Annotated in this window: 18 protein-coding genes; 9 read left to right on the top strand and 9 right to left on the bottom strand. The window is 71.0% G+C overall.

All coding sequences use genetic code 11. From position 1 onward, the window contains the following. Positions 1 to 28: 28 nt before the first annotated feature. The gene (locus FOF48_RS15830) at positions 29 to 865 is read right to left on the bottom strand and encodes a Hint domain-containing protein (protein WP_143902466.1); all 837 of its coding nucleotides are present in this window, start codon (positions 863 to 865) and stop codon (positions 29 to 31) included. Positions 866 to 1,476: 611 nt separating this feature from the next. Between FOF48_RS15830 and FOF48_RS15825 the strand changes: the two genes are divergently transcribed. The 4 genes from FOF48_RS15825 (at position 1,477) to FOF48_RS15810 (ending at position 4,098) form a co-directional block, all read left to right on the top strand. Then, positions 1,477 to 2,061, top strand: a complete 585-nt coding sequence (locus FOF48_RS15825) for a DNA-3-methyladenine glycosylase (RefSeq protein WP_143902464.1) — start codon at positions 1,477 to 1,479, stop codon at positions 2,059 to 2,061. Between the two features lie 35 nt (positions 2,062 to 2,096). Continuing rightward, positions 2,097 to 2,726, top strand: a complete 630-nt coding sequence (locus FOF48_RS15820) for an RNA polymerase sigma factor (protein ID WP_143902462.1) — start codon at positions 2,097 to 2,099, stop codon at positions 2,724 to 2,726. Between the two features lie 65 nt (positions 2,727 to 2,791). Continuing rightward, on the top strand, positions 2,792 to 3,031 hold the full coding sequence (locus tag FOF48_RS15815) for an anti-sigma factor (RefSeq protein ID WP_014399836.1): 240 nt from the start codon (positions 2,792 to 2,794) through the stop codon (positions 3,029 to 3,031). Continuing rightward, complete coding sequence (locus FOF48_RS15810; protein WP_143902460.1) at positions 3,028 to 4,098, top strand: radical SAM protein; 1,071 nt, start codon at positions 3,028 to 3,030, stop codon at positions 4,096 to 4,098. The genes FOF48_RS15815 and FOF48_RS15810 overlap by 4 nt, the downstream gene beginning before the upstream one ends. Positions 4,099 to 4,404: 306 nt before the next feature. Here FOF48_RS15810 and FOF48_RS15805 read toward each other — a convergent pair whose 3' ends face one another. Further along, positions 4,405 to 4,995, bottom strand: coding sequence for a hypothetical protein (locus FOF48_RS15805; protein ID WP_143902458.1), 591 nt, complete (start codon positions 4,993 to 4,995; stop codon positions 4,405 to 4,407). Between the two features lie 264 nt (positions 4,996 to 5,259). Between FOF48_RS15805 and FOF48_RS15800 the strand changes: the two genes are divergently transcribed. The 3 genes from FOF48_RS15800 (at position 5,260) to FOF48_RS15790 (ending at position 9,145) form a co-directional block, all read left to right on the top strand. After that, entirely contained in the window at positions 5,260 to 6,021 is a 762-nt protein-coding gene (locus FOF48_RS15800; protein ID WP_143902456.1) for an SDR family oxidoreductase, read from the top strand. Between the two features lie 194 nt (positions 6,022 to 6,215). Then, positions 6,216 to 6,839 (top strand): DedA family protein, encoded by a 624-nt coding sequence (locus FOF48_RS15795; RefSeq protein WP_143902885.1) that lies wholly within the window; start codon positions 6,216 to 6,218, stop codon positions 6,837 to 6,839. A 164-nt stretch (positions 6,840 to 7,003) separates the two neighbouring features. Next, positions 7,004 to 9,145, top strand: a complete 2,142-nt coding sequence (locus FOF48_RS15790) for a hypothetical protein (protein WP_143902454.1) — start codon at positions 7,004 to 7,006, stop codon at positions 9,143 to 9,145. Between the two features lie 57 nt (positions 9,146 to 9,202). Here FOF48_RS15790 and FOF48_RS15785 read toward each other — a convergent pair whose 3' ends face one another. Beyond that, entirely contained in the window at positions 9,203 to 12,352 is a 3,150-nt protein-coding gene (locus tag FOF48_RS15785) for an ABC transporter substrate-binding protein (protein ID WP_143902452.1), read from the bottom strand. Between the two features lie 65 nt (positions 12,353 to 12,417). On the opposite strand from FOF48_RS15785, the gene FOF48_RS37085 reads away from it, so the two are divergent. After that, a complete protein-coding gene (locus tag FOF48_RS37085) occupies positions 12,418 to 13,605 on the top strand; it encodes a lasso peptide biosynthesis protein (protein ID WP_255442237.1) in 1,188 nt (395 codons plus the stop codon). On the opposite strand, the gene FOF48_RS15770 is transcribed toward FOF48_RS37085, so the two are convergent. Beyond that, on the bottom strand, positions 13,589 to 14,614 hold the full coding sequence (locus FOF48_RS15770; RefSeq protein WP_143902450.1) for an arginine N-succinyltransferase: 1,026 nt from the start codon (positions 14,612 to 14,614) through the stop codon (positions 13,589 to 13,591). The two genes, FOF48_RS37085 and FOF48_RS15770, sit on opposite strands and share 17 nt — an antisense overlap. Positions 14,615 to 14,952: 338 nt before the next feature. Between FOF48_RS15770 and FOF48_RS15765 the strand changes: the two genes are divergently transcribed. After that, positions 14,953 to 16,020: a heparin lyase I family protein gene (locus tag FOF48_RS15765; protein WP_370456586.1), complete on the top strand. Its 1,068-nt coding sequence runs from the start codon at positions 14,953 to 14,955 to the stop codon at positions 16,018 to 16,020. Between the two features lie 49 nt (positions 16,021 to 16,069). Here the strand turns inward: FOF48_RS15765 and FOF48_RS15760 are convergent, their stop codons facing one another. Genes FOF48_RS15760 through FOF48_RS15740 form a run of 5 tightly spaced genes read right to left on the bottom strand, consistent with a single transcriptional unit; the run spans position 16,070 to position 20,665 of the window. After that, the gene (locus tag FOF48_RS15760) at positions 16,070 to 16,360 is read right to left on the bottom strand and encodes a hypothetical protein (protein WP_143902448.1); all 291 of its coding nucleotides are present in this window, start codon (positions 16,358 to 16,360) and stop codon (positions 16,070 to 16,072) included. 37 nt (positions 16,361 to 16,397) lie between these two features. After that, positions 16,398 to 17,597, bottom strand: a complete 1,200-nt coding sequence (locus FOF48_RS15755) for a thiolase family protein (RefSeq protein WP_143902446.1) — start codon at positions 17,595 to 17,597, stop codon at positions 16,398 to 16,400. Positions 17,598 to 17,627: 30 nt separating this feature from the next. After that, positions 17,628 to 18,401 (bottom strand): CoA-transferase subunit beta, encoded by a 774-nt coding sequence (locus FOF48_RS15750; RefSeq protein ID WP_235686107.1) that lies wholly within the window; start codon positions 18,399 to 18,401, stop codon positions 17,628 to 17,630. Next, positions 18,391 to 19,299 (bottom strand): CoA transferase subunit A, encoded by a 909-nt coding sequence (locus FOF48_RS15745; protein ID WP_143902444.1) that lies wholly within the window; start codon positions 19,297 to 19,299, stop codon positions 18,391 to 18,393. The genes FOF48_RS15750 and FOF48_RS15745 overlap by 11 nt, the downstream gene beginning before the upstream one ends. 13 nt (positions 19,300 to 19,312) lie before the next feature. Continuing rightward, positions 19,313 to 20,665 (bottom strand): acetyl ornithine aminotransferase family protein, encoded by a 1,353-nt coding sequence (locus tag FOF48_RS15740; protein ID WP_143902442.1) that lies wholly within the window; start codon positions 20,663 to 20,665, stop codon positions 19,313 to 19,315. Positions 20,666 to 20,678 lie beyond the last annotated feature (13 nt).

Genomic DNA, 20,678 nt, shown 5'->3' with positions numbered 1-20,678 from the left:
GAGCACACGACGGGTGCGGCGAACTGGCTCAGAGACCGTCGACAGACGCCTCGTCACGCAGCGAGAGGCGATAGTGGTCGTCGGCCCACTCGTTCTGGAACCGCACGGAGCCCGTCAGCAGGCCCTCCACGTCGAGGACGTTCTCGATCTTCTCGTGGCTGGTGGGCTGGACGTTCCAGGTCTTGCCCTCGTAGCGGAACACGGAGATCTGGCGGATCTCCACCCGCTCACCCTGGGTGCCGAGGAGCAGGTCGCCGTCCTTCAGCGACTTCGCCTTCACCATCTCGCCGGAGGCGAGGACCATCGGGTGCTCGGCCGTCACCTCGACGCGGCGACCATCCGCGGTCTCGATGGCGAACACGTCCTCCACGGTGTCGCCCGCGACGAAGGCGCGAATCGGCTGCTCACCCGTGGCGGGCGCGTCGAGCAGCGCGTCCTTGGTGAGCGCCGTGACGGTGCGGACACCGGAGGCGTAGGCGTCGGCGATGGGCCAGTACTCGCCGCCGAAGGACACGCGCTGCTTCGCCGTGTAGCAACCCGTCACGCACGTCCCCAGCTTGACGAGGTTCGGGATGCAGGCGGCGTTCACGTCGACCGGGACATAGAAGGTACAGGTCGTGGTGGGGCCCGTGGTGGCGAACGAATAGCAGCCGCCGGAGTACACCTGGTACTCGCCCTCGGCGTTGAGGAAGTCCCGCTTGGCCTGAGAGATGTAGCCACACTTGAAGGACCAGTTGTTACGGCCCTGTGACAGCGTGGTGGTGGTGAGTTGGTCATCGGTGAAGCATCGCGTGGCGAGCTGGGCCGATGCCGTCGAGGAGAGCACTGCACAGGCAAGAACAGCCAGGCAAGAAAGTCCCTTCATGGTCTTCTCCTAGAATATTCAGCTAATGCTGTTTTTTACGGCAATGTCGACTATGCTCGTCTTCACTCAAAGTAAAGTAGAATTGCCAGTGCTGGCAAGTCAAGGCCTGAGAATTTTGCGGGTTTGGATGGATTCCGCCTGGGATTGAAATGGATGAGCCCGATCCTGCCGGGCGAGCCCTGGGGTTGACGCGCGACCCAAGGAAAGCGACGTGAATCCAGTGGTTTGTGTGGACTCAATGGCAGACGAATCCATGTCGCTGGATTCTGGAATCGCAACGCGACTTGCCGCGGTGGCCGAATGCGGCGCGTCAGTGAAGACGCGGCGCGGTACAGGAAATGCCGTGTGATGGCGTTGGTGGATGGCAAATCAACACGGACGATGAGTCCGTATGGAAATGGCGCCGCGTCCCCCGCTTCCTTGGCCGGGTGAAGCTTGACGCGTGGGCTGCTGCGTGTCGCTCATGCATGGAGTTGCTTCGGTTTCGTTGGGTCCGTTCAGCGAGGGTGGGTGCAACCCGCGGCGCAGGCCCCCCGCCTTCGGCCACCCGTCCCCCGCCAACCATGGGAAGAGGTTGACGGACCCCCACCCGAGGCGGGAAGGACCGCGCCGTGCCAAGACTGCCCCTGACCTTCTACGCGCGCCCCGCCCTGGAGGTGGCGCGCGACCTCCTGGGGACGCTGCTGGTGGTGGACGGCGTGGCGGGCCGCCGCGTGGGCCGCATCGTGGAGGTGGAGGCCTACCTGGGCGAGCATGACCTGGCGAGTCACTCCGCCAAGGGGCGCACGCCGCGCACGGAGGTGATGTTCGGGCCGGCGGGGCGGTCGTACGTCTACCTCATCTATGGGATGCACCACTGCTTCAACGTGGTCACGGATGGGGAAGGGGTGGCGTCGGCGGTGCTGGTGCGGGGCGTGGAGCCGGTGGAGGGCATCCCACCCGGCGAGCGCACGGACGGTCCCGGGAGGCTGTGTCGGGTGCTGGGGGTGAACCTGAACCACAACGGGCTCTGGCTGGACTCGGACCGGCTGCACCTGTCTCCGGGGACGCCGGTGCCGGAGGCGCGGGTGGCGCGGGGGCCGCGCATCGGGGTGGAGTACGCCGGGGCGTGGGCCGCTGAACCCTTGCGGCTGTGGGACCGGGACAGTGGACACGTCAGCCGCTTCGTGTCCCGGGGGCCTCGCCGTCGGCCTTGACGCGGAACGTTCCGGCTGGTTGGGTGGAAAGCGCCATGTCCCACGAGGTTCCCCAGGAAGATGACCGGCAGGAAGAAGACCGGCGTCTCCTGGCGCGGGCTCAGGACGGGGACGTTTCCGCCTTCGAGACGCTCGTCGGCCTGCACCAGGACCGGGTGTACGGCCTGGCGCTGCGGATGACGCGCTCGGAGGCGGACGCGGCGGAAATCACCCAGGACACCTTCCTGTCCGCCTATCAACACCTCAAGGACTTCCGGGGCGAGGCGGCCTTCGGGTCCTGGGTCCACCGCATCGCGGCCAACCACGCGCTCATGCGCCTGCGTCACCGGCGGGTGGCCCAGGCGGCGGAGGCCGAATTGCAGGCCCCGGAGTTCACCGAGCGGGGGACCCTGGCGGACTACCCCGTCACGGACTGGAGCCGGGACGCGGAGGAGAAGGCGCTGGACGCGGAGCTGGGGCAGGCCATCCAGCAGGCGGCCGACCGGCTTCCCGAGGGGTACCGGGAAGTCTTCCTCTTGAAAGATGTGGACGGCCTCAGCTACGAACAGATCTCGGAAGCGACGGGGGATTCCATCCCCGCAATCAAGAGCCGCCTGCATCGGGCGCGGCTCGCGCTGCGAGAAGCCATCGACCTGTTCTACAACCGGGACAATCGCGGGGTGTGAAACCCCCAGGGCGCCTCGGCATCTTCGAACTGGAACGAGGGGAGCCGCAGCCAGCCGAGGTTCGGATGTATACGTGCAAAGATTCCATCAACCTCCTGCTGGAATTCCTCGAGGGTGAGATGCCCGAGGAGGAGGCGCGGCACCTCCAGGAGCACCTGTCGGGCTGCAAGCCCTGCGAGGAGTTCCTCAGCACCTACCGGGCCACGCCCGGGCTGTGCAAGCGCGCCATGGCGCTGAAGATGCCCCGCGAGGTGTCGGCGAAGCTGACCGAGTTCCTGCGCTCGAAGATCAAGTCCTGCTCGTGAACCTGAAACAACTGTCGCTGCCAGAGCTGGAAGCGGCGCTCGCGCCGGCCCAGCCTTCTCCCACCGCGGTGCGCAAGGTGTTCGCGGGGGTCTTCGCCCATGCGCGGCCCACGGTGGAGGCCGTCGCGCAGGCGCCCCAGGTGCCGCGCCGCGTGGCGGACCTGCTCCGGGCCCAGGCCCAGATGCCCTCCCTGAAGGTGGTGGAGCGGCGGCAGGCGGACGACGGGTTCGTGAAGTACCTCTTCGAGTCGCCGCTGGGCGGCCGCATCGAGGCGGTGCGCATCCCCATCTTCGAGGAGAAGTACGTCGTCTGTGTGTCCAGCCAGGTGGGCTGCGCGCTGGCGTGCGACTTCTGCATGACGGGCAAGCTGGGCTTCCAGCGCAACCTTCAGACCTGGGAGATCCTGGATCAGGTGATGCAGGTGCGGGCGGAGGCGGACCGGCGCGTGGGCGGCGTGGTGTTCATGGGGATGGGCGAGCCGTTGCTCAACTACAAGGAGACGGTGCGCGCGGCGCAGATCCTCTCGCACCCGGCGGGCTTCTCCATCTCCGGCACGGCCATCACGTTCTCCACGGCGGGGCACGTGCCGGCCATCCGGCGCTACACGCGCGAGGGGCATCCGTTCCGGCTGGCGTTCTCCGTGACGAGCGCCATCCCGGAGAAGCGCGCGAAGGTGCTCCCCATCGAGAAGACGCACCCGCTGCCGGAGCTGATCCAGGCCATCCGCGAGTATAGCGAGGCGCGGCGGGAGCGGGCGATGATCGCCTACGTGGCCATCCAGGGCTTCAACCTGGGGCGCGAGGACGCGGAGGCGCTGAAGGTGGCCTTCGAGGGCATCCCCATCAAGGTGGACCTCATCGACGTGACGGACCCGACGGGGAAGTACCTGCCGCCCACGGCGGAGGAGTTGAGCGCGTTTCGCGACCACCTCCAGATTCTCAAGGCGCCCATCGCGCGGCGCTATTCGGGCGGCAAGGAGATTGGCGCCGCGTGCGGCACGCTGGCGGCCAGTCAGTACGGCGGCACGGTGTTGCCGACGCCCGCGGCGTCGCGCCCCGCCGTGTAGTTTCCCCAGGGCTGCCACCGGAGCAGCCCGTCGCGCCACGACGGCGTTCGCACCTCCCGGGCTCTTGCTCAGCGCCGCAGGCGCTTGCCCATGGCAGCCGCTGCTTGTTCAGCGCAGCCGCTGCTTGTTCAGCGCAGCCGCCGCTTGTTCAGCGCAGCCGATGCTTGCTCAGCGCAGCCGATGCTTGCTCAGCGCAGCCGATGCTTGCTCAGCGCAGCCGCTGCTTGCTCAGCGCAGCCGATGCTTGCTCAGCGCTGCGTGCGTGCTCTGCACCGGTGATGCCTGATCAGCGCTGTGGGTGCTTGCTCAGCGCCGCTGGTCCTTGCGGGCCTGGGTGCGGCGGTTGCGTGCCACTGCGTGCGCGTTGCGGCGGACCGCGGTGAAGCCCTGCTGCTTGCGCGCGCCGCCCTTGCTCCGCTGGGTGCGTGTCTCGCGGACCGAGGCCGTCGCGGTGCGTCCCGCGGCACGCACGCGGCGGACAGGCTTGCGTCCACCCGAAGCTCGCGGCGTCTTCCGGGCGGGCGTCGCCGTGCGCGTCCTCCGCGCGCCCACCACCTTGCGCGGGGGCCGGGTGAGAGTCCTCGCCGCCATGCGCTCCAACTGCGCCAGTCGCTTCTCGAAGCGCGTCAGCGCCTGCTGGAAGTAGCGCGCCTTGCGCACCGTGTTCGCGTTGCCCTCGGCGCGCCGGGAGCGGGTGGGCACGCGCTTGCGCAGGGCCTCTCGCCGCTGAATTCGCGCCAGGTCCTCGTACTTCTTCATGAGGCGCCGCGCGCGCTGGATGCGCCCGCGCAGTTCCCGGGACGACAGCTCCGTCACCTTGCCGGGAGTGCTGGACAGCACGAGCCGGACTTCGGGTTCCGACAGCAGGGACATCTTGGTCGTGAGACTCGTAGGCAAGGGCTCCTCCCAGTCAGGGTGCGCTTCGTCGCGAAACGTCCTCATGTGCTCCCTGGCGAGCAACCTGCACCCTGGGACGATGGGAGGTGACGCCTGATCAAGCAGGCCCTCTTCGCCGCATGGGGCCCGGTGCGCCCCCCTGGATTCGACCGCAACAAGCGGAGCGCGGGCTCCTCCAGCAACCGCTACTCAGGCTGTGCGCCGCTGCTTCGGCTCCGCGGGCGCGACTCTCAAGGGGGCCACGGTGTCATGGAGGAAACGCGAATGACGCAGCGCTTGAGCGGGAAGGTGGCCATCGTGACGGGGGCGGGTTCGGGAATCGGCCGGGCCACGGCCCTCGCGTTCGCGCGGGAGGGCGCGCGGGTGGTGGCGGCCGGCAGGCGTGTCCCGGAGCTGGAGGCCACCGCGCGGCTGGCTCGCGAGACGGGCGGGCAGGTGGTGGCCCACGCCGCGGACGTGACGAAGGAGGGCGAGGTCGAAGCCCTGACCCGGTTCACGCAAGCGACGTTCGGGCGCCTCGATGTGGGCGTCAACGCCGCGGGAGGCAGCTTCGGCGGCGCGCCGACCCACGCGATGGAGACGGCCTGCTTCCGGGAGTGGCTGGACGGCTACCTGGTGAGCGCGTTCATGTCGACGAAGCATGAGGTGGGCGCGATGCTGAAATCAGGCGGAGGCAGCGTCATCAACATCGGGACCTTCGTCGGATACACGAAGGCGATGCCCGGGACGTCCGGGTACGCCGCCGCCAAGACGGGGCTCATCGGGCTCACGCGCACCGTCGCCGCCGAGTACGCCCTGCAAGGAGTCCGCGCGAACGTCCTCGTCTCCGGAGGCGCGGATACGCCCATGTTCCGGCAATGGAACGAGACGGAGGCGCAGCGCACCGCCGCCGCGCGGCTCCATGCGCTCCAGCGGATCGCGAGCCCCGAGGAGATCGCCAACGCGGCCGTCTTCCTCGCGAGCGACGAGTCCTCCTTCGTCACCGGCAGCGTCTTCACCGTCGACGGTGGGCTCTCGCTCGTCTGAGTCCGGCCCGGCCCGGGCGGTCCTCGCGACCGCGCGGGCCGCCCGGGGCTGGGGGGCCTCCGAGGCGCCGCGAGGACCTGGCGCCCTGGGCGTGTTCACCGGCGGGCGGGCGGGGGCTCGCATGGGTTCCGCCTGGAGCGAACAAGGCTTATGTCTGCTCACGGAACCCTTGGGCGGGAGCAGCCGCGCGGATGATGTGGATCGAGCACGTCGACAAGCTGATTGGGGCGCTAGGGCCGTTCGGGTTCCTGGTGCTCGGCGTGGCGGCGATGCTGGAGTACGTGGTGCCGCCGTTCCCCGGGGACACCATCGTCCTCATGGGCGGCATCTACGCCGTGCGGGGTGAGAAGCCCTGGTGGCTGGTGCTGGCGGTGGTGACCGCGGGCAGCGTGGTGGGCGCGTTCATCAACTACGAAGTGGGCCAGTGGCTGGCGAAGCGCTTCGAGGCGAATCCGGGGCGCTCCTTCTTCGGGCTCACGCACGCGCGGCTGGAGTCGGTGCAGGCGCGGATGCGGCACACGGGGCCGTGGCTGCTCCTGGTGAACCGGTTCCTGCCGGGCATCCGGGGCATCATCTTCATCGCGGCGGGCGCGGCGCGGGTGCCCCGCATCAACGCGCTGCTGCTGGGCGCGGTGTCCGCGCTGGCGCACAGCGGCCTGATTCTGGCGTTGGGCATGGCGGTGGGGGGCAACCTGGAGCGCCTGACGCTGCTCGTGTCGCGCTACCAGTACGCGGTCATCGGGTTGATTGGAGTGGCGGCGCTGGGCTTCGGCGTGAGGGCGCTGACACGCCGGCGCGCGTCGCCCGTGGGGCCATAGCGACGCCAGCGCCCACTCGCCGTGCGCGGCGGAGGGCATGGACCGGGCGCGGTGGTGCCCGCGAACGCGGGATGGCCCGCCGGGGCGTGGAGACTGTGCGCGGGGCGACCCGCACGCGGAGGGCGCACGTTGCGCGGAGCCGGGTGGCGCGGTTGAGTCAGGGCATGGTCCGTGCTCGTGCTCGCTGGTGGCTCCTGATGTTGCTGCTCCTGGGTGGGTGCCAATGTGGTGATGGCCCCAACGTGGGCGGCGCGAGCGCCAGCTTCCGGCCGCAGGACACGGTGGTGGACTTCGGCCGGGTGCTGGAGGGCACCCAGGTGCGCCGCTCGCTGACGTTGGTGGCCACCGGCCGCGCGGGCGTCCAGGTGGAGGCGGTGACGGACGCGCCCTTCTTCGTCGTCGTGTCCCAGATTGTCGTGACGGGCAGCGGCACGGGCACGGTGGACATCCTGTTCTCGGCGGGCAGCGAGCCCGTGGAGGGCGAGCTGGTGCTCACCGCGGGGCGCACCACGGCGAAGGTGAAGCTCGTGGGCGTGGGCGTGCGTCCGCTGCCGTGCGTGCCACAGGGCGAGTGCCGCGAGTCGCGCTTCGACCTGGAGTCCGGCCTGTGCATCGAGTCCCCGCAGGCGGACGGCGCATCATGCATCCCCAGCAGCCGCTGCCAGGAGAATGGCACATGCCAGGCGGGCGTCTGCGTGGGGAGGCCACGCACGTGCAATGACGACAACCCGTGCACGGTGGACAGCTGCTCTCCGACGCAGGGCTGCGTGACGGAGAAGGTCGTGTGCCCGCCGCCGCGCGACCCGTGCAAGGCGGGGGTGTGCGACCGCAACGTGGGCTGCAAGGAGGTGGACGTGGCGGACTTCAGCCCGTGCGGCGCGGTGAGCTGCCAGCGGGCCGAGGTCTGCATCAGTGGCACGTGCCGGTCGGTGACGCCGCCGGACGGCTTCGTCTGCGCTCCCGCCACCCCCTGTCAGGACGAGGGCACGTGCCAGGAGGGCGCGTGCGTGCGTCCGGACGCGGGGGACCTGGAGGCCGTCTTCAGCGCGGCGCTGGGAGGCGAGCCGGTCGCGGAGGACGGTGGACCGGTGCTGCTGGCGGATGACGACACGGTCTACGCGTCGGTGTGCGGCGAGGACGCGGGCTGCTGGCTCGCCGCGTACACGGATCGCGGGCTGCTTCGCTACGAATCGCCCTACGCGGATGGAGGAGCGCGGACGTTGCTGGCGGCGTCGGGCGCGGGCGTGGTGGTGCTCGCGCCGGAGGCACTGGAGGCCTATGCGCCCCGGGGGGCGGGGGAGCTTCGCTGGCGCGCGCCGCTGGGGGCCTCCGTTGGGGCGCTGGACGCAGGGGTGCCCGCGGGTGTGCCCGGCACGGGCGCGGGCCGCGTGGCGCTCACGGCGGAAGGCGAGGTGCTGACGTATGTCACGTGGAGCGAGACACCGTTCGCGGGCGCGGAGGCGCGGCGCTCGCGGCTGGTGATGCTGAGCGCGGATGCGGGAGTGCCGCTCGCGGTGGGGCCTGACGAGCCGGGGGGCGGCGCGGCTCGGCTCGCCGTCGACGCCGCGCGCGGGGCATATCTCTATACGCCGTGGGACGGACGGCTGGCCTTCACATCCTGGGCGCCGCCTGACGCGGACGCAGGGGTCGCGCCGCTGAGCCTCGATGCGCTCGGCGCCGGTGTCCCGGGGGGCGCGGCGTCGCTGGCGCTCGCGTCCGGACGGTTGTTGGTGGGCACGCAGGCGTTCGTGGACACGGATGGGGGCGTGCTCGGGGCGCTGGACTGGGACGGCGGTGTTCGCACGCTGTCCCCCCTGGCCGAGCCCGTGCTGGTGTCCCCTGGGGGCGCGGTCGGACATGCGTTCGCGCTCGCGTGCGACCGCACGGATGGCCTCCCGTGTCCGCCCGAGGCGCTGCGCACCGTGCTGCGCGCCTTCCGCTCCGACGACGGCGGGGGCCTCTCCGAAGTGGACGTGCTGCCTTCGCCGGTGCTCCCCGGGGTCTTCCACGAAGCCGCGTTGCTCCAGCGGGACATCGTGGGCGTCCTCGCGGACGTGGAGCTGCCGGATGGTCAGCGGCAGGCGTGGTTGGAGTGGATCTCTTCTGGCAGGAAGGCCAGCCAGTGCTCACTGCCGGGCCGCGTCCATGTCGCGGGGGCTGTGTTCGCGGGCGACATGCTGCACGTGGCCTTGCGCCGCGACGGGGTCTGGCTGCTGGAGTCCTATCCGCTGGGAGGGCGCACCGAGTCCCGTGGCTGGCCCCTGCGGCACGCCAGTCCCGGAGGCTCCCGCCGGGCGGCGCCTTAGGCCGGCCGAGGTCCGCGGCGTCCGACGCAGCCGCGGGTTTCGCCCTCACCGGGCAGCTCAGGCGCCCGCGCTGGGGTCCACCCAGAGGTCCTCGAAGCGCACCTGCGGAGGTGTCTGGTGCAGCCGCAGGTTCTGCACCGACGCCACCGCCGCCGCGTGGGTGCGGTCGTGGTACAGCGGGATGAGCGGGCAGTCCTCGCGCGCCAGCAACTCCGCGCGCCGGTAGAGCTGCGAGCGCAGCTCGGGATCAATGGACACCCGCGCCTCCGCGGTGAGCCGATCCAGCTCCGGATTGCGGTAGCCCAGCGGGTAGACCGTCTGCGCGCTGGAGTTGAGCAGGAAGTGCAGGAAGGCATCCGCGTCCGGGAAGTCCGCCAGCCACAGCGTGCGGAAGGCCGGGACCTTCCCCTCGCGCAGCCGCGGCAGGTACTCCTCCGGGCTCATCTGCACGTGCCGCAGCTCCAGCAGCCCCGCTTGAATCAACGGGCGGAAGAGCACCGCGTCCTCGGCGGACGTGTCGCGCCCCACCGGATGGTGCAGGTTCAGCTGCAACCGCCGCACGCCCGCCTCGCGCAACAGCCGCTCCGCCAGCGCCAGGTCCGGCCCCGGAGCGGGACCCAGCTCGGCGGCCCCTTCCAGCAGCTCCGGGGGCGTGAAGGTGCGGGCCACCCGCGCGCCCGGATGGAACTGCTGCACCACGCCCGGGATGTCCATGCCCGCGCGCAGCGCCCGGCGCACGCGCACGTCGTTGTAGGGCGCCTCGTGCAGGTTGAGGCCCACGAACGCCGTGGAGGGCGTGGTGCTGGCCACGACCTGATGCGCCTCCAGGCCCTTGGCCTCCGTGTGCTCGACGTGCAGGTAGGACACGAGGTCCACCTGCCCGTCCAAGAGCTGCCGCACCGCCTGATCCCGTGAGTCCGACAGGAGGAACTCCAGCCGGTCCAGCAGCGGAGTCCCGCTGCGCCAGTAGCCCGGGTTGCGCTCCAGCACGATGCGGTCCGACTCCAGACCGACGACGCGGAGCGGCCCGGAGCCCACCAGCTTGCCGGAGGGGTCCATCTTCGCCACCGCCGTGGGCGTCAGCGCCATGAGCTGGAGGAAGAACGCCTTGGGCTCGCGCAGGCGGATCTCCAGCGTGCCCTCGTCCAGCACCTCGATGCCCGTCACCTCGCGCGCGAGGCCGCTGGCGTACTCCCGAGCGCCCTCCACGTCCTCCAGCAGGCTGCGGTCCGGCGAACGCAACGCCGGGTCCATCAACCGCTCCAGGTGTCGCTTCACGTCCTGGGCGGTGAGCATCGTGCCGTCGTGGAAGGTGACGCCCCGGCGCAGATAGAAGCGGTAGCGGCGCGCGGAGGGGTCCGCGTCCCAGCGCTCGGCGAGGTCGGGCACCAGCATGCCGTCCTCCAGCCGCACGAGGCAGGAGAAGAGGCACGCCGTCAGCTCCGCCATCTGGTTCTCGACGCTGTACAGCGGATCCACCGTCTGCCGGCTGCGCAAGGACCCCGACTGGTGCACCCCCACCCGCAGCGTGCCGCCCGCGCGCGCCCGAGGCAGCTGGAAGCGGAACACCTCCGCCTCCAGGCTCGCGGTCTCATGGCCCAGCTGGTCCACCGTGCGATCCAACCCGTCGCCAATGCGGATGACCCGGTGCGCGTCCTCGCGCACCTGCGCGACCTCCTCGCGGATGGACGCGTCACCCCGGGTGAGCACCTGATGGGCCTGCCGCAGCTCCTCAATGGCGGCGCTCAGGCGCATCACCGCTTCCGACAGGTCGCGGCCCGTGCGCGCCTGGGCCTCCGCCTTCTGGCCGGCGCTCTGCCCCACGCGCGACATCTCTTGAATCTGTCGCACCAGGTCCCGCGCGTTGCCGGACTGCTCGATGGCCATGCGCGTGATGTCCTCCACGCGCCGGGCCACGCGCTTGCTGGCCTCCACGACCGTGGCGCCCTGCGCCTCCAGCCGCTGCGTCTCCATCACCGTGGCTTCCACGGCCGCGAAGGTGCGCTGGGTGATGCTGCGGATCTCCCCCAGGGCCTCGGCGGCGCGGTCGCCCAGGGCCACGCCCGCGGTGGCCTGCTCGCGGCCCTCCTGCACCAGGGCCACGGCGGTCTCCACCGCGTCGCGGATGCCGGTGACCATGGTGCCAATCTCGCGCGTGGAGCGCGTGGTGCGCTCCGCGAGGCTGCGGATCTCATTGGCCACCACGCCGAAGGGGCGGCCGTGCTCGCCGGCCTGCGCGGCGATGATGGCGGCGTTGAGGGCCAGCAGGTTCGTCTGGTCGGCGATCTCCTGGATGACGTCCACGATGCGGCCAATCTCCATGGACCGCGTGCCGAGCATCTCCATCAGCTCGGCCGCCTTGCGCACCGTCTCCTCCACCCGGTACATGCCCTGCACGCTGTCGCCCACCAGGGTCTCGCCGCGCTGGGCGGTGGCGGTGACGGCCATGGCCATGCTGTTGGTGTCGGTGGCCCGCCGGCGCACGGCGTCGATGCCGCCCTCCACCAGCGCGACGAAGTCCTCCGCCTCGGACGCGAAGCGGCCCAGCTCGTCACCCGACGCCGCGATGTGCGTCAGCCGCTCCGTCATCGCCTGGGTGAGGCCGCTGGTGCGCTGGCTGAAGTCGTTGACCGTCTCCAGGCCATCCACCACCTGGTGCAGCCGCTCCGTCATCTCCAGCAGGGCGCCCGTGGTCTCATGCGCGAAGGTCTCGATGTGCAGCACGCGCTTGATGGCCACCTGGAGGCTGGTGCCGTTGCCCGCCACCGCGGTGAGCGTGCGCTCCACGGCGCCGCCCTGACGGCGCGCGGCCTCCAGCAACATGCGGGCCTGGTCGCTCACGCCGTTGCCGGTGCGGTGCAGGTTGCTCGTCACGCGCTGCACCTGGGACATGGCGCGGCGCAGGGAGAGGATGAGGCGGCGCAGGTCCTCCTGGCCCTCGAAGCCCTGGTGGATGGGCGTGGTGAGGTCGCCTTCGGCGAGGCGTGACATCAGGTCGCGCCGCTCGCGCCGCCGCATCGCCGCGAAGCGGAACCACGCGAGGTAGCTGCCCGCCAGCCAGAGGAACGGAACCCCGAGCAGCAGCACCGCCCACCCGGCCGTGTCGTCCGGCTTGCCCGTCACCCACCACAACAGCAGGCCCAGGATGAAGGCGGAGACCAGGGCCGCCGCCAGCCCGAACGAGAAGAGGTACCGTTTGGCGCCCATGGACGGGATGAACGCTATCCCGCCTTCTCGCGCCGGTCCTCAATTCGACGCATGCTCCGCGATACATGAAGGCCCTCTTCGCCATCGCGATGCTGGTGCTCCCGGGAATCCCCGCCAGCACGGGCGCCGAAGCCGGGAGGGCGGCCCGGTTCGTCTTCGCGTGGCGGGGCGTGCCGGTGGGGACGGTCTCCCTGGCGCTGGACGCGGGGCGGTTCACGTACACCAGCCGGCACCTGCACGTGCGCGAAGGCCGGGCGGGCGAGCGCGTGCGCGAGGTGACGCTCGCGGTGGATGCCACGGGGCGCGTGAAGGACGCGGACGCGGTGCCGCAGGCGTTGTGGCTGTGGAGAGGGCCGCCGCCCGAGGGCTGCGTGAAGGGCCGGGAGGAGCTGTCCGGCCAGGAGGGCCTTCACTGTGTCACGACGCGGAGCGCGACGAGCGTGGAGGGCACGATGCTCGGCGCGCGCTTCCGTGCCCGCTACGACGCGCGGGGATGGCTCCAGGCGGTGGAGGTGGGCGAATCGAGCTTCACGGCGGCGCCGCCAGGGGAGCGGCTGCGAGCGCCCCCGGAGCTCTTCGCGGACGGCGTTCCCGTGGAGGGAGGGAGCGAAGGGCCCCTGAGGCTCGTGCCGGGCAGGCAGGCAGGGCACGCGCCAGCGCCTGGCGCTGCCCCGGCCTCGGCTGGAGCGACCGTCGCATCGGGGGCCGTGGAGGGGAGGGCGCCGCGGGCCGGAGTGGGCGCTGACACGAGCGGCGGCGCCGAGCGGCGAGCCGCCGCTGACGGCGTGAACAGCGCCAGCGGCCTCGCGGTCCCCAGCCGCCTGCCGGACATGACGGAGTGGTCGCCGGACGCGGCGCGGGCCCTGTCCGCGAGGGTGCACGCGGCCTTCCCGGACAAGGGGCCCACGGCGGCGGACTGGCGGGCGGGAGGGGAGGGCGAGGCCGGCGGCTGTCTGGCCCACGCGCTGCGCTTCGCGTCCCTGGCGCGCGCCCAGGGGCGGAGGGTGGGGCTGGTGCACGGGCTGCTGGTGGTGGACGGCGGCCCCGCGCGGCCGCACGCCTGGGTTCGGGTGGCGCTGCGCGGGGGCGGGACGCTGGACCTGGACCCCACGTCGTTGGATCCCGTGCGTCCCGACACGCACCTGCCGCTGGCGCTGGTGCCCCCCGAGGGCCCCGGCCTGGAGGCCGGGGAGCGCTGGTTGTCGCTCCTGCGCGGGGACTGGCGCGTGGTGCGCGCTACTCGAACGGAATGATGGACAGCTTCGCGCCGGCCTTCACTTCCAGGATCTCCTTGGCGCGGGCCGGCAGGTAGATGACCGTGTTGTCCAGCCGCGCCTGGCACCGCACGGAGCGGAAGCGGTTGCGGCCGGAGTCGCGCTCGGCGGCGACGAGCACGTCATCGCCCTCCAGCTCGAAGTCCTCGTCCGCCAGCTTCATCGTGCGGTAGCGGCGCACCAGGCTGACGTCGGCCGTGTTCGCCTCGAAGTGCGGGCCGCCGTCGAACGGGTCGATGCGCTCCACGTACCGGAAGCCCACCCGCTCCAGCATCCGCTGCACGCCGCGCGTGGCCGGCCCCACTTCGCCCAGCACCCGCTGCACGCGATCCGGGAACAGCGACGCGTAGATGTCCGACGCGGGGAACAGCTCCTTGATGAACTCCTTGTTCTGGCGGCTGAGCCGGTCGGCCTCCAGGTAGGTGAGGCCGGTGAACTTCTTCCCGCACGCCTCCCACAGGAGGCTGCGCCCGTCCGGGAGCAGCGGCGGCAACAGCTCCGCCAGGACGCGCGGCCGGAACAGCCGCCGGTGCATGGCGATGAAGAGGAAGCGCACGAAGGACAGCTGCTTGCCGGGCTTGTCCGGCGTCGCCCGGTAGGGCGGGTCCACCACCAGGCCGCCAATCTCCGTGGGGCCTTCGTAGTTGTACGCGATGGACAGCACCTTGTGCCGCAGGTGCCGCTCCAGCGACGCGGAGTAGTGCTCCCGCTCGCTCACCTCGTAGTAGATGTGCGGCGCGTCGTAGGTGCCGTGCTGGGCGATGATCATCGACGTGCCGATGATGAGGCTGTTGCGCACGTCCTCCAGCACGAAGAGGTACTCGCGCTCGAACGGGTCCTTCACCTTGCCGGCGAAGCTCTTCACCGACTTGTCGATGATGGCCTCGAGCGTCTCCTCGTTGTTCGGCAGGTTGACCGTGTTCAGCACCGCGGCAAGACGCTTCAGGCCGGGCAAATCGGTTTTCTGGACGTCTCGCAGCACGAGCATGGGGCACACGAAGAGCGCCCCGGGAAGGGAGCGCCGGAAGGGCCTGCGACCTTACACCACGCCCCCGGGCCGTCAGCCTCCTGCATGCCTCCTTGTCAATGACGCGTTGCGTTCAGGACATCGCCCCCCTGTCCGCTCGGTGGGTGTGGGTGGCCCGGCCCCGAGGTGAAACATGTCTCAAACAGGAGGGCCCCTGGCTGGCCGCATGCCCTGTTGACAAGCATGTTGGAATGTCTTTGGGAGGGAATGAAGTGAGGCGATGAGCTGGGGTAGTGTTTGTTGAAGCTTTGCCGTCAAAGTTTCGCTCCCTCCCCTCCCCCCTCCTCAAGGATTCAGCATTGAAAGCACTGCACCTGTGGCTTGCGATGTGTCTGCTCCCGAGCCTCGCAGCGGCGGAAATCGTCTGGCGTGGGGACTTCGAGACAGGGAATCGCTCGCAATACAGCTCGGAGCAGATGGTGAGTTCGGACCGGCTCCAGGTGGTGACGAGCCCGGTGGCGGAGGGCAAGTACGCGCTGAAGGCGACGGTGAAGCAGGGGGATGACCCCATCAACTCCAGCGGCAACCGCAACGAGCTGGTCTACCTGAGCCGCGACAAGGTGGGGTCGGAGTACTGGTATCGCTGGAAGGTGATGTTCGCGAACGACTTCCCCAGCGTGGACTCGTGGCAGCTCTTCACGCAGTGGCACCACGACGGGTGCTGTGGCTCGCCGCCGGTGGAGTTCTTCGTCAAGGGCGAGCTCATCCGGCTGAACGTGAACGAGAGCGGCACGGTGTGGAGCGCGGCGCTCAAGCGCGGCGTGTGGCAGGAGTTCATCTTCCACGTGAAGTGGTCGCCGGACGCGGCGGTGGGCTTCGTGGAGCTGTGGCACAACGGCGTGCAGGTGCTGACGAAGCGCAAGGCGATGACGATGTTCGCCGGTCAGAACAACTACCTGAAGCTGGGCCTGTACCGGGACGACACCATCAAGCCGGTCGGCGTCGTCTACCACGACGGGTTCATCCAGGCGACGAGCCGCGAGGACGTGTTTCCGGTGGTGAAGCCGGATCCGGTGGTGGACGCGGGCACGCCCGCGGTGGACGCGGGCACGCCCGCGGTGGACGCGGGCACGCCTCCGGTGGATCCGGTCGTGGACGCGGGTACGCCCGTGGACCCGGTGGTGGACGCGGGTACGCCCGTGGAGCCGGTGGCGGACGCGGGTACGCCCGTGGAGCCGGTGGCGGATGCGGGCGTGGCGGATGCAGGCATGGACCTGGGGACGGGCACGGGCGTGAAGCCGTCGCCGCTGGACGAGGGCGACGTGGACTTCCGCGGCGGGTGCTCCGCGAGCGGCGGGTCGCTGGCCGCGTTCTCGCTGCTGGGGCTCCTGGGGCTGATGCAGGCCCGCCGCCGCCGCCGGAGCTGAGCGGGCGAAGGCGCTCCCCGCTCCGGCAGGTTCGGAGCGGGAGGCGGGCTCAGCCCTTCGTGCGGCGCACGAGCGTCACCGCGTCCGCGCGCTCACCGACGAGCAGCCGCGTCGGGTCCCAGCTCCACACGCCCTCCGTGCTGGAGGGCGCGGCGCCCCCGAACGTGGGCAGCTCCGTCCACGGCAGGTCGGTCAGGCCCTGTCCCCAGCGCTGGAGGACGGCCGCCAGATCCTCCAGCCCCTGGAGGGGACCGGACTCGTGGGCGCCATCGGGGAACGCCACCGTGTAGCGCCAGCCAGACCCTCTGTCGTGGAAGGTGATGCGCAGGGTCGGTGTCATGGACGGCTCCTCGGGGCTCCCCGTCGTTCGCTCGGACTCACCGCTCCACCGTCATCGCCAGTCCCTGGCCCACGCCGACGCACAGCGCGGCCAGTCCCCGTCGTGCCCCGCGGCGCTCCAGCTCGTGGACGAGCGTGGTCACGATGCGCGCGCCGCTCGCGCCCAGCGGGTGGCCCAGGGCAATGGCGCCGCCGTTCACGTTCACGCGCTCGGGCGCCAGCTCCAGGTCGCGCATGCACGCGAGCGCCTGCGCGGCGAAGGCCTCGTTCAGCTCCACCAGGTCCAGCGAGTCCGTCGTCCAGCCCGCGCGCTCCAGCGCCTTCCGCGTCGCCGGCACCGGGCCTGCGCCCATGAAGCGCGGATCCACGCCCACGCTCGCGCTGCTCACGAACCGGGCCAGGGGCGTCCTGCCGGAGGCCTTCAGCGCGCGCTCGCTCATCAGCACCACCGCGGCCGCGCCGTCGTTGAGCGTCGACGCGTTGCCCGCCGTCACGCTCCCTCCCTCGCGGAACGCGGCGCGCAGCGAGGACAGCTTCGGAAGCGACGTGTCGGCGCGCGGCCCCTCGTCCTCCGTCACGCGCAGGGGAGGCCCCTTGCGTTGGGGCACCTCCACCGGCAGCAGCTCTCGCGCGAAGTGCCCGGCTCCCCGCGCGGCCACCGCCTTCTGATGCGAGGCCAGGGCGAAGGCGTCCTGCGCCTCGCGCGAGATGCCCCACTTCTCCGCCACGTTCTCCGCGGTCTCGCCCATCTGCTCCAGCGGGAAGCGCTCCGCGAGCCGAGGGTTCGGGTAGCGCCAGCCGAGCGCGGTGTCCCACGCCTCCATCCGCCCGGAGGGGAAGCCCTCCTCGGGCTTGGGCATGGACCAGGGGGCGCGCGTCATGGACTCCACGCCGCCCGCGAGCACCATGTCCGCCTCCCCCAGGCGGATCATCCGGCACCCCTGGATGATGGCCTCCAGGCCGCTCGCGCAGAGCCGGTTGACGGTGACGCCGGGCACGCCCTGGGGCAGCCCCGCGAGCAGCAGCGCCATCCGCGCCACGTTGCGGTTGTCCTCGCCCGCCTGGTTCGCGCAGCCGAGGAACACCTCGTCCACCCGCGACGCGTCCAGCCCCTGCCGCGTCACCAGCGCACGGAGCACGTGCGCGGCCAGGTCATCCGGCCGCACGGACTGGAGCGCGCCCCGGTAACGCCCGATGGGTGTTCGCACCGCATCGACGATGAAGGCTTCGGACGACATGGGACTTGGGCTCCGGGGGACAGCGGGGACTCAGAGATACAGGCGCTTCGGATCCAGCTTCTCGCGCAGCAGGTGCAGCACCGCCGCGTCCGGTGACGCGCCCGTCTTCACCTCGGGCGCCACCTTGAGCGGCCAGCCGCAGGCGGCCTTCACCTGCTCCGGGGTGACGCCCGCGTACACCTCGGTGAGCACCGCCTCGCCCGTCTCGTCGAAGCTCAGCACGCCCAGGTCCGTGATGATGCGGGTGGGGCCGCCGCCGGGCATGCCCAGCTCCTTCCGGGAGCGCCCGTTCATGCGGTGGCCCGGGCTGGTGACGAAGTCGCAGCGCTCCACGAAGGTGCGCGGGCTCATCCGCATGATGATGAGCAGCCGCCGCGCATGGACCGCGATCTCACAGGCCCCGCCGCTGCCCGGCAGCCGGACCTTCGGGTTCGCGTAGTCGCCGATGACGGTGGTGTTGAGGTTTCCCCACCGGTCCACCTGCGCGCCGCCCAGGAAGCCCACTTCGATGTGTCCCCGCTGCAGCAGGCACTGGAAGATGTCCGCCTGCCCCACCACCGCGAGCGAGTCCGTCACCAGCGACGGGTCGCCAATGGACACCGGCAGCCGCTCCGGGATGGCGCCCACCGCGCCGGACTCGTAGATCATGAACAGGCCCGGCGCATGCGTGGCCCGCGCCAGGTTGCACGCGAGGTTCGGCAGGCCGATGCCCACGAACACCACGTCCCCGTCGTGCAGCTCGCGGGCGGCGCGGAACGCCATGCGCTCGCTGGCGCTGGCCGTCGTGGCCGCGTCAGTACCCATAGTCCACCCCCGCGCAAGGCCGGGGCTTCGCCCGCAGCTTGTCGAGCAACCCCGCCTCCAGCCGCTCCAGGTAGCCGCGCCGGTCCTTCACTCCGTGGACGAAGGCCTCCAGGTAGTCCTGGTACGTCTTCGGCTGGCGCGAGATGTCCTCCCACTTCACATAGAAGTCGTTGTCCCGGTCGTGGAAGCCCTGCACGAAGCTGGGGTGGCAGCCCCAGGGCTCATGCACCACGTGGCTGACGATGATGCCGGGCACCACGGTGCGGTTCGGATCCGCGCGGATGACCTCCGTGGGGACGATCTCCTCCGCCACGACCACGACCCGCTTCGCCGCGAAGGCCGCTTCCTTCTGGGAGCCCAGCAGCCCCCACACCTGCGCGTTGCCCTCCCGGTCCGCGCGCTGGCAGTGGAGGACGGTCACGTCCGGGTTCAGCGCGGGCACCGTGGCCAGCTCCCGCCCGGTGTACGGACAGCGCACGGTGCGGATGTTCGTGTTCACCCGCGCGATGTCGCCGCCGAAGTAGTTGTCGAGCGGCCAGAACGGCAGCCCCGCCGCCGCCGCTTGCAGGCGCGACAGCAGCCCGAAGTGCGAGTACTCCTCCAGCTCCAGCCGCTCGGCGCAGCCCGCCTCGCTGCGGCGCCGGAGCGCGTGCAGGCTGCCCACGCCCGGGTTGCCGGCCCAGCTGAACACCAGCCGCTTCACGCAGCCGGCTTCGATGAGCTGGTCGTAGACGAGGTCCGGCGTGAGCCGGATGGCGGTGAGGTTGCGCCGGCCCTGGCGGATGATTTCGTGTCCCGCCGCGAAGCAGATGAGGTGGGTGAAGCCATCGATGACGATTGAGTCGCCATCGTGCACGGAGGCCGCGATGGCCTCCTTCATCGAACAGAGCTTGTCCATGGCCGCGCTCCCCTCAGCTCCCCTTCATGCCGTGCCGGACATCCAGCTCCTGGAGGCACGCGCCCAGCACTCCCAGCATCACGTCCACCTCGTGCCGGCCCACCACCAGCGGGGGCGCGAAGCGGATGGTGGACTTGCCGCACGACAGCAGCAGCAGGCCCTTCTGGAACGCCAGCTGCTCCAGGTCCGCCACGTACGCGCTCGCGGGCTCCCGGGTGTTCGGGTGCACGAACTCGGCGCCCACCATCAGGCCCACGCCGCGTACGTCGCCGATGACGGGGTGTCCGCGCTGGAGCGCCTTGAGGCCCGATTGGAGGTGCTCGCCCGTGTCCCGCACGCTGTCCAGCAGGCCCTCCACGACGTCCAGCGTGGCGAGCGCGGCGGCGCAGCACACCGGGTTGCCGCCGTAGGTGCTGCCGTGGGAGCCGCGCGGCCAGGTCATCACCGCTTCGCGCGCGATGATGGCCCCCAGCGGCATCCCGGACGCGATGCCCTTGGCGGACAGCAGGATGTCCGGCATCACCCCGAAGTGCTCCGCCGCGAACATCCGTCCGGTGCGGCCGATGCCGGACTGCACCTCGTCGAACACCAGCAGGATGCCGTGCGCGTCGCACAGCCGGCGCAGGTCCTGGAGGAAGCCCGCGGACGGCACCACGTAGCCGCCCTCGCCCAGGATGGGCTCCACGAAGATGGCGGCCACCTCGCGCGGGTCCACGTGGTTGACGAACCAGTCCGTCTCCAGCAGGCGCACCGGGTTGCAGGCGTCGCCGCACGCGCCGGGCGCGCAGCCGTTCGCGCAGCGGTACGGGTTGGCGTAGGGGATGTGCAGCACGCCCGGCAGCAGCGGGCCGAAGAACGCGCGCTGGGCCACCTTGGAGGAGTTGAGGGAGATGGCGCCGTAGGTGCGGCCGTGGAAGCCGCCCTTGAAGGCGATGATGGTCTGCCGGCGCGTGTGGTGGCGCGCGAGCTTGAGCGCGCCCTCCACGGCCTCGGTGCCGGAGTTGGTGAGGAAGACCTTCTTGGGGCCCATCTCCGGCAGGTAGTTCGCCAGCCGCTCACAGAGGCGCGAGAAGCCGTCGTAGTAGAAGTCCGTGCCGCAGATGTGGAGGAAGCGGCCCGCGGCCTCCTGGATGGCCTTCACCACGTGCGGGTGCGCGTGCCCCGTGGCGGCCACGGCGATGCCCGCCATGAAGTCCAGGAAGCGGTTGCCGTCCACGTCGTGGACCCACGGCCCCTCGCCGCGCTCCACCACCAGGGGGTACTCCTTGATGTACGACGGCGAGGTGTAGCGCTTGTCCAGGTCGATGATGGCCCGGGCGTTGGGCCCCGGGGGCGCGACCTTCACTTCGGGATAGAGCGGGTGCATGGGGTCTTCCAGG

Origin of the sequence: Corallococcus sp. Z5C101001 (assembly GCF_007352635.1) — a bacterium.
Lineage (GTDB): Bacteria > Myxococcota > Myxococcia > Myxococcales > Myxococcaceae > Corallococcus > Corallococcus silvisoli.
This window is presented reverse-complemented; position numbering and strand designations above follow the sequence as displayed.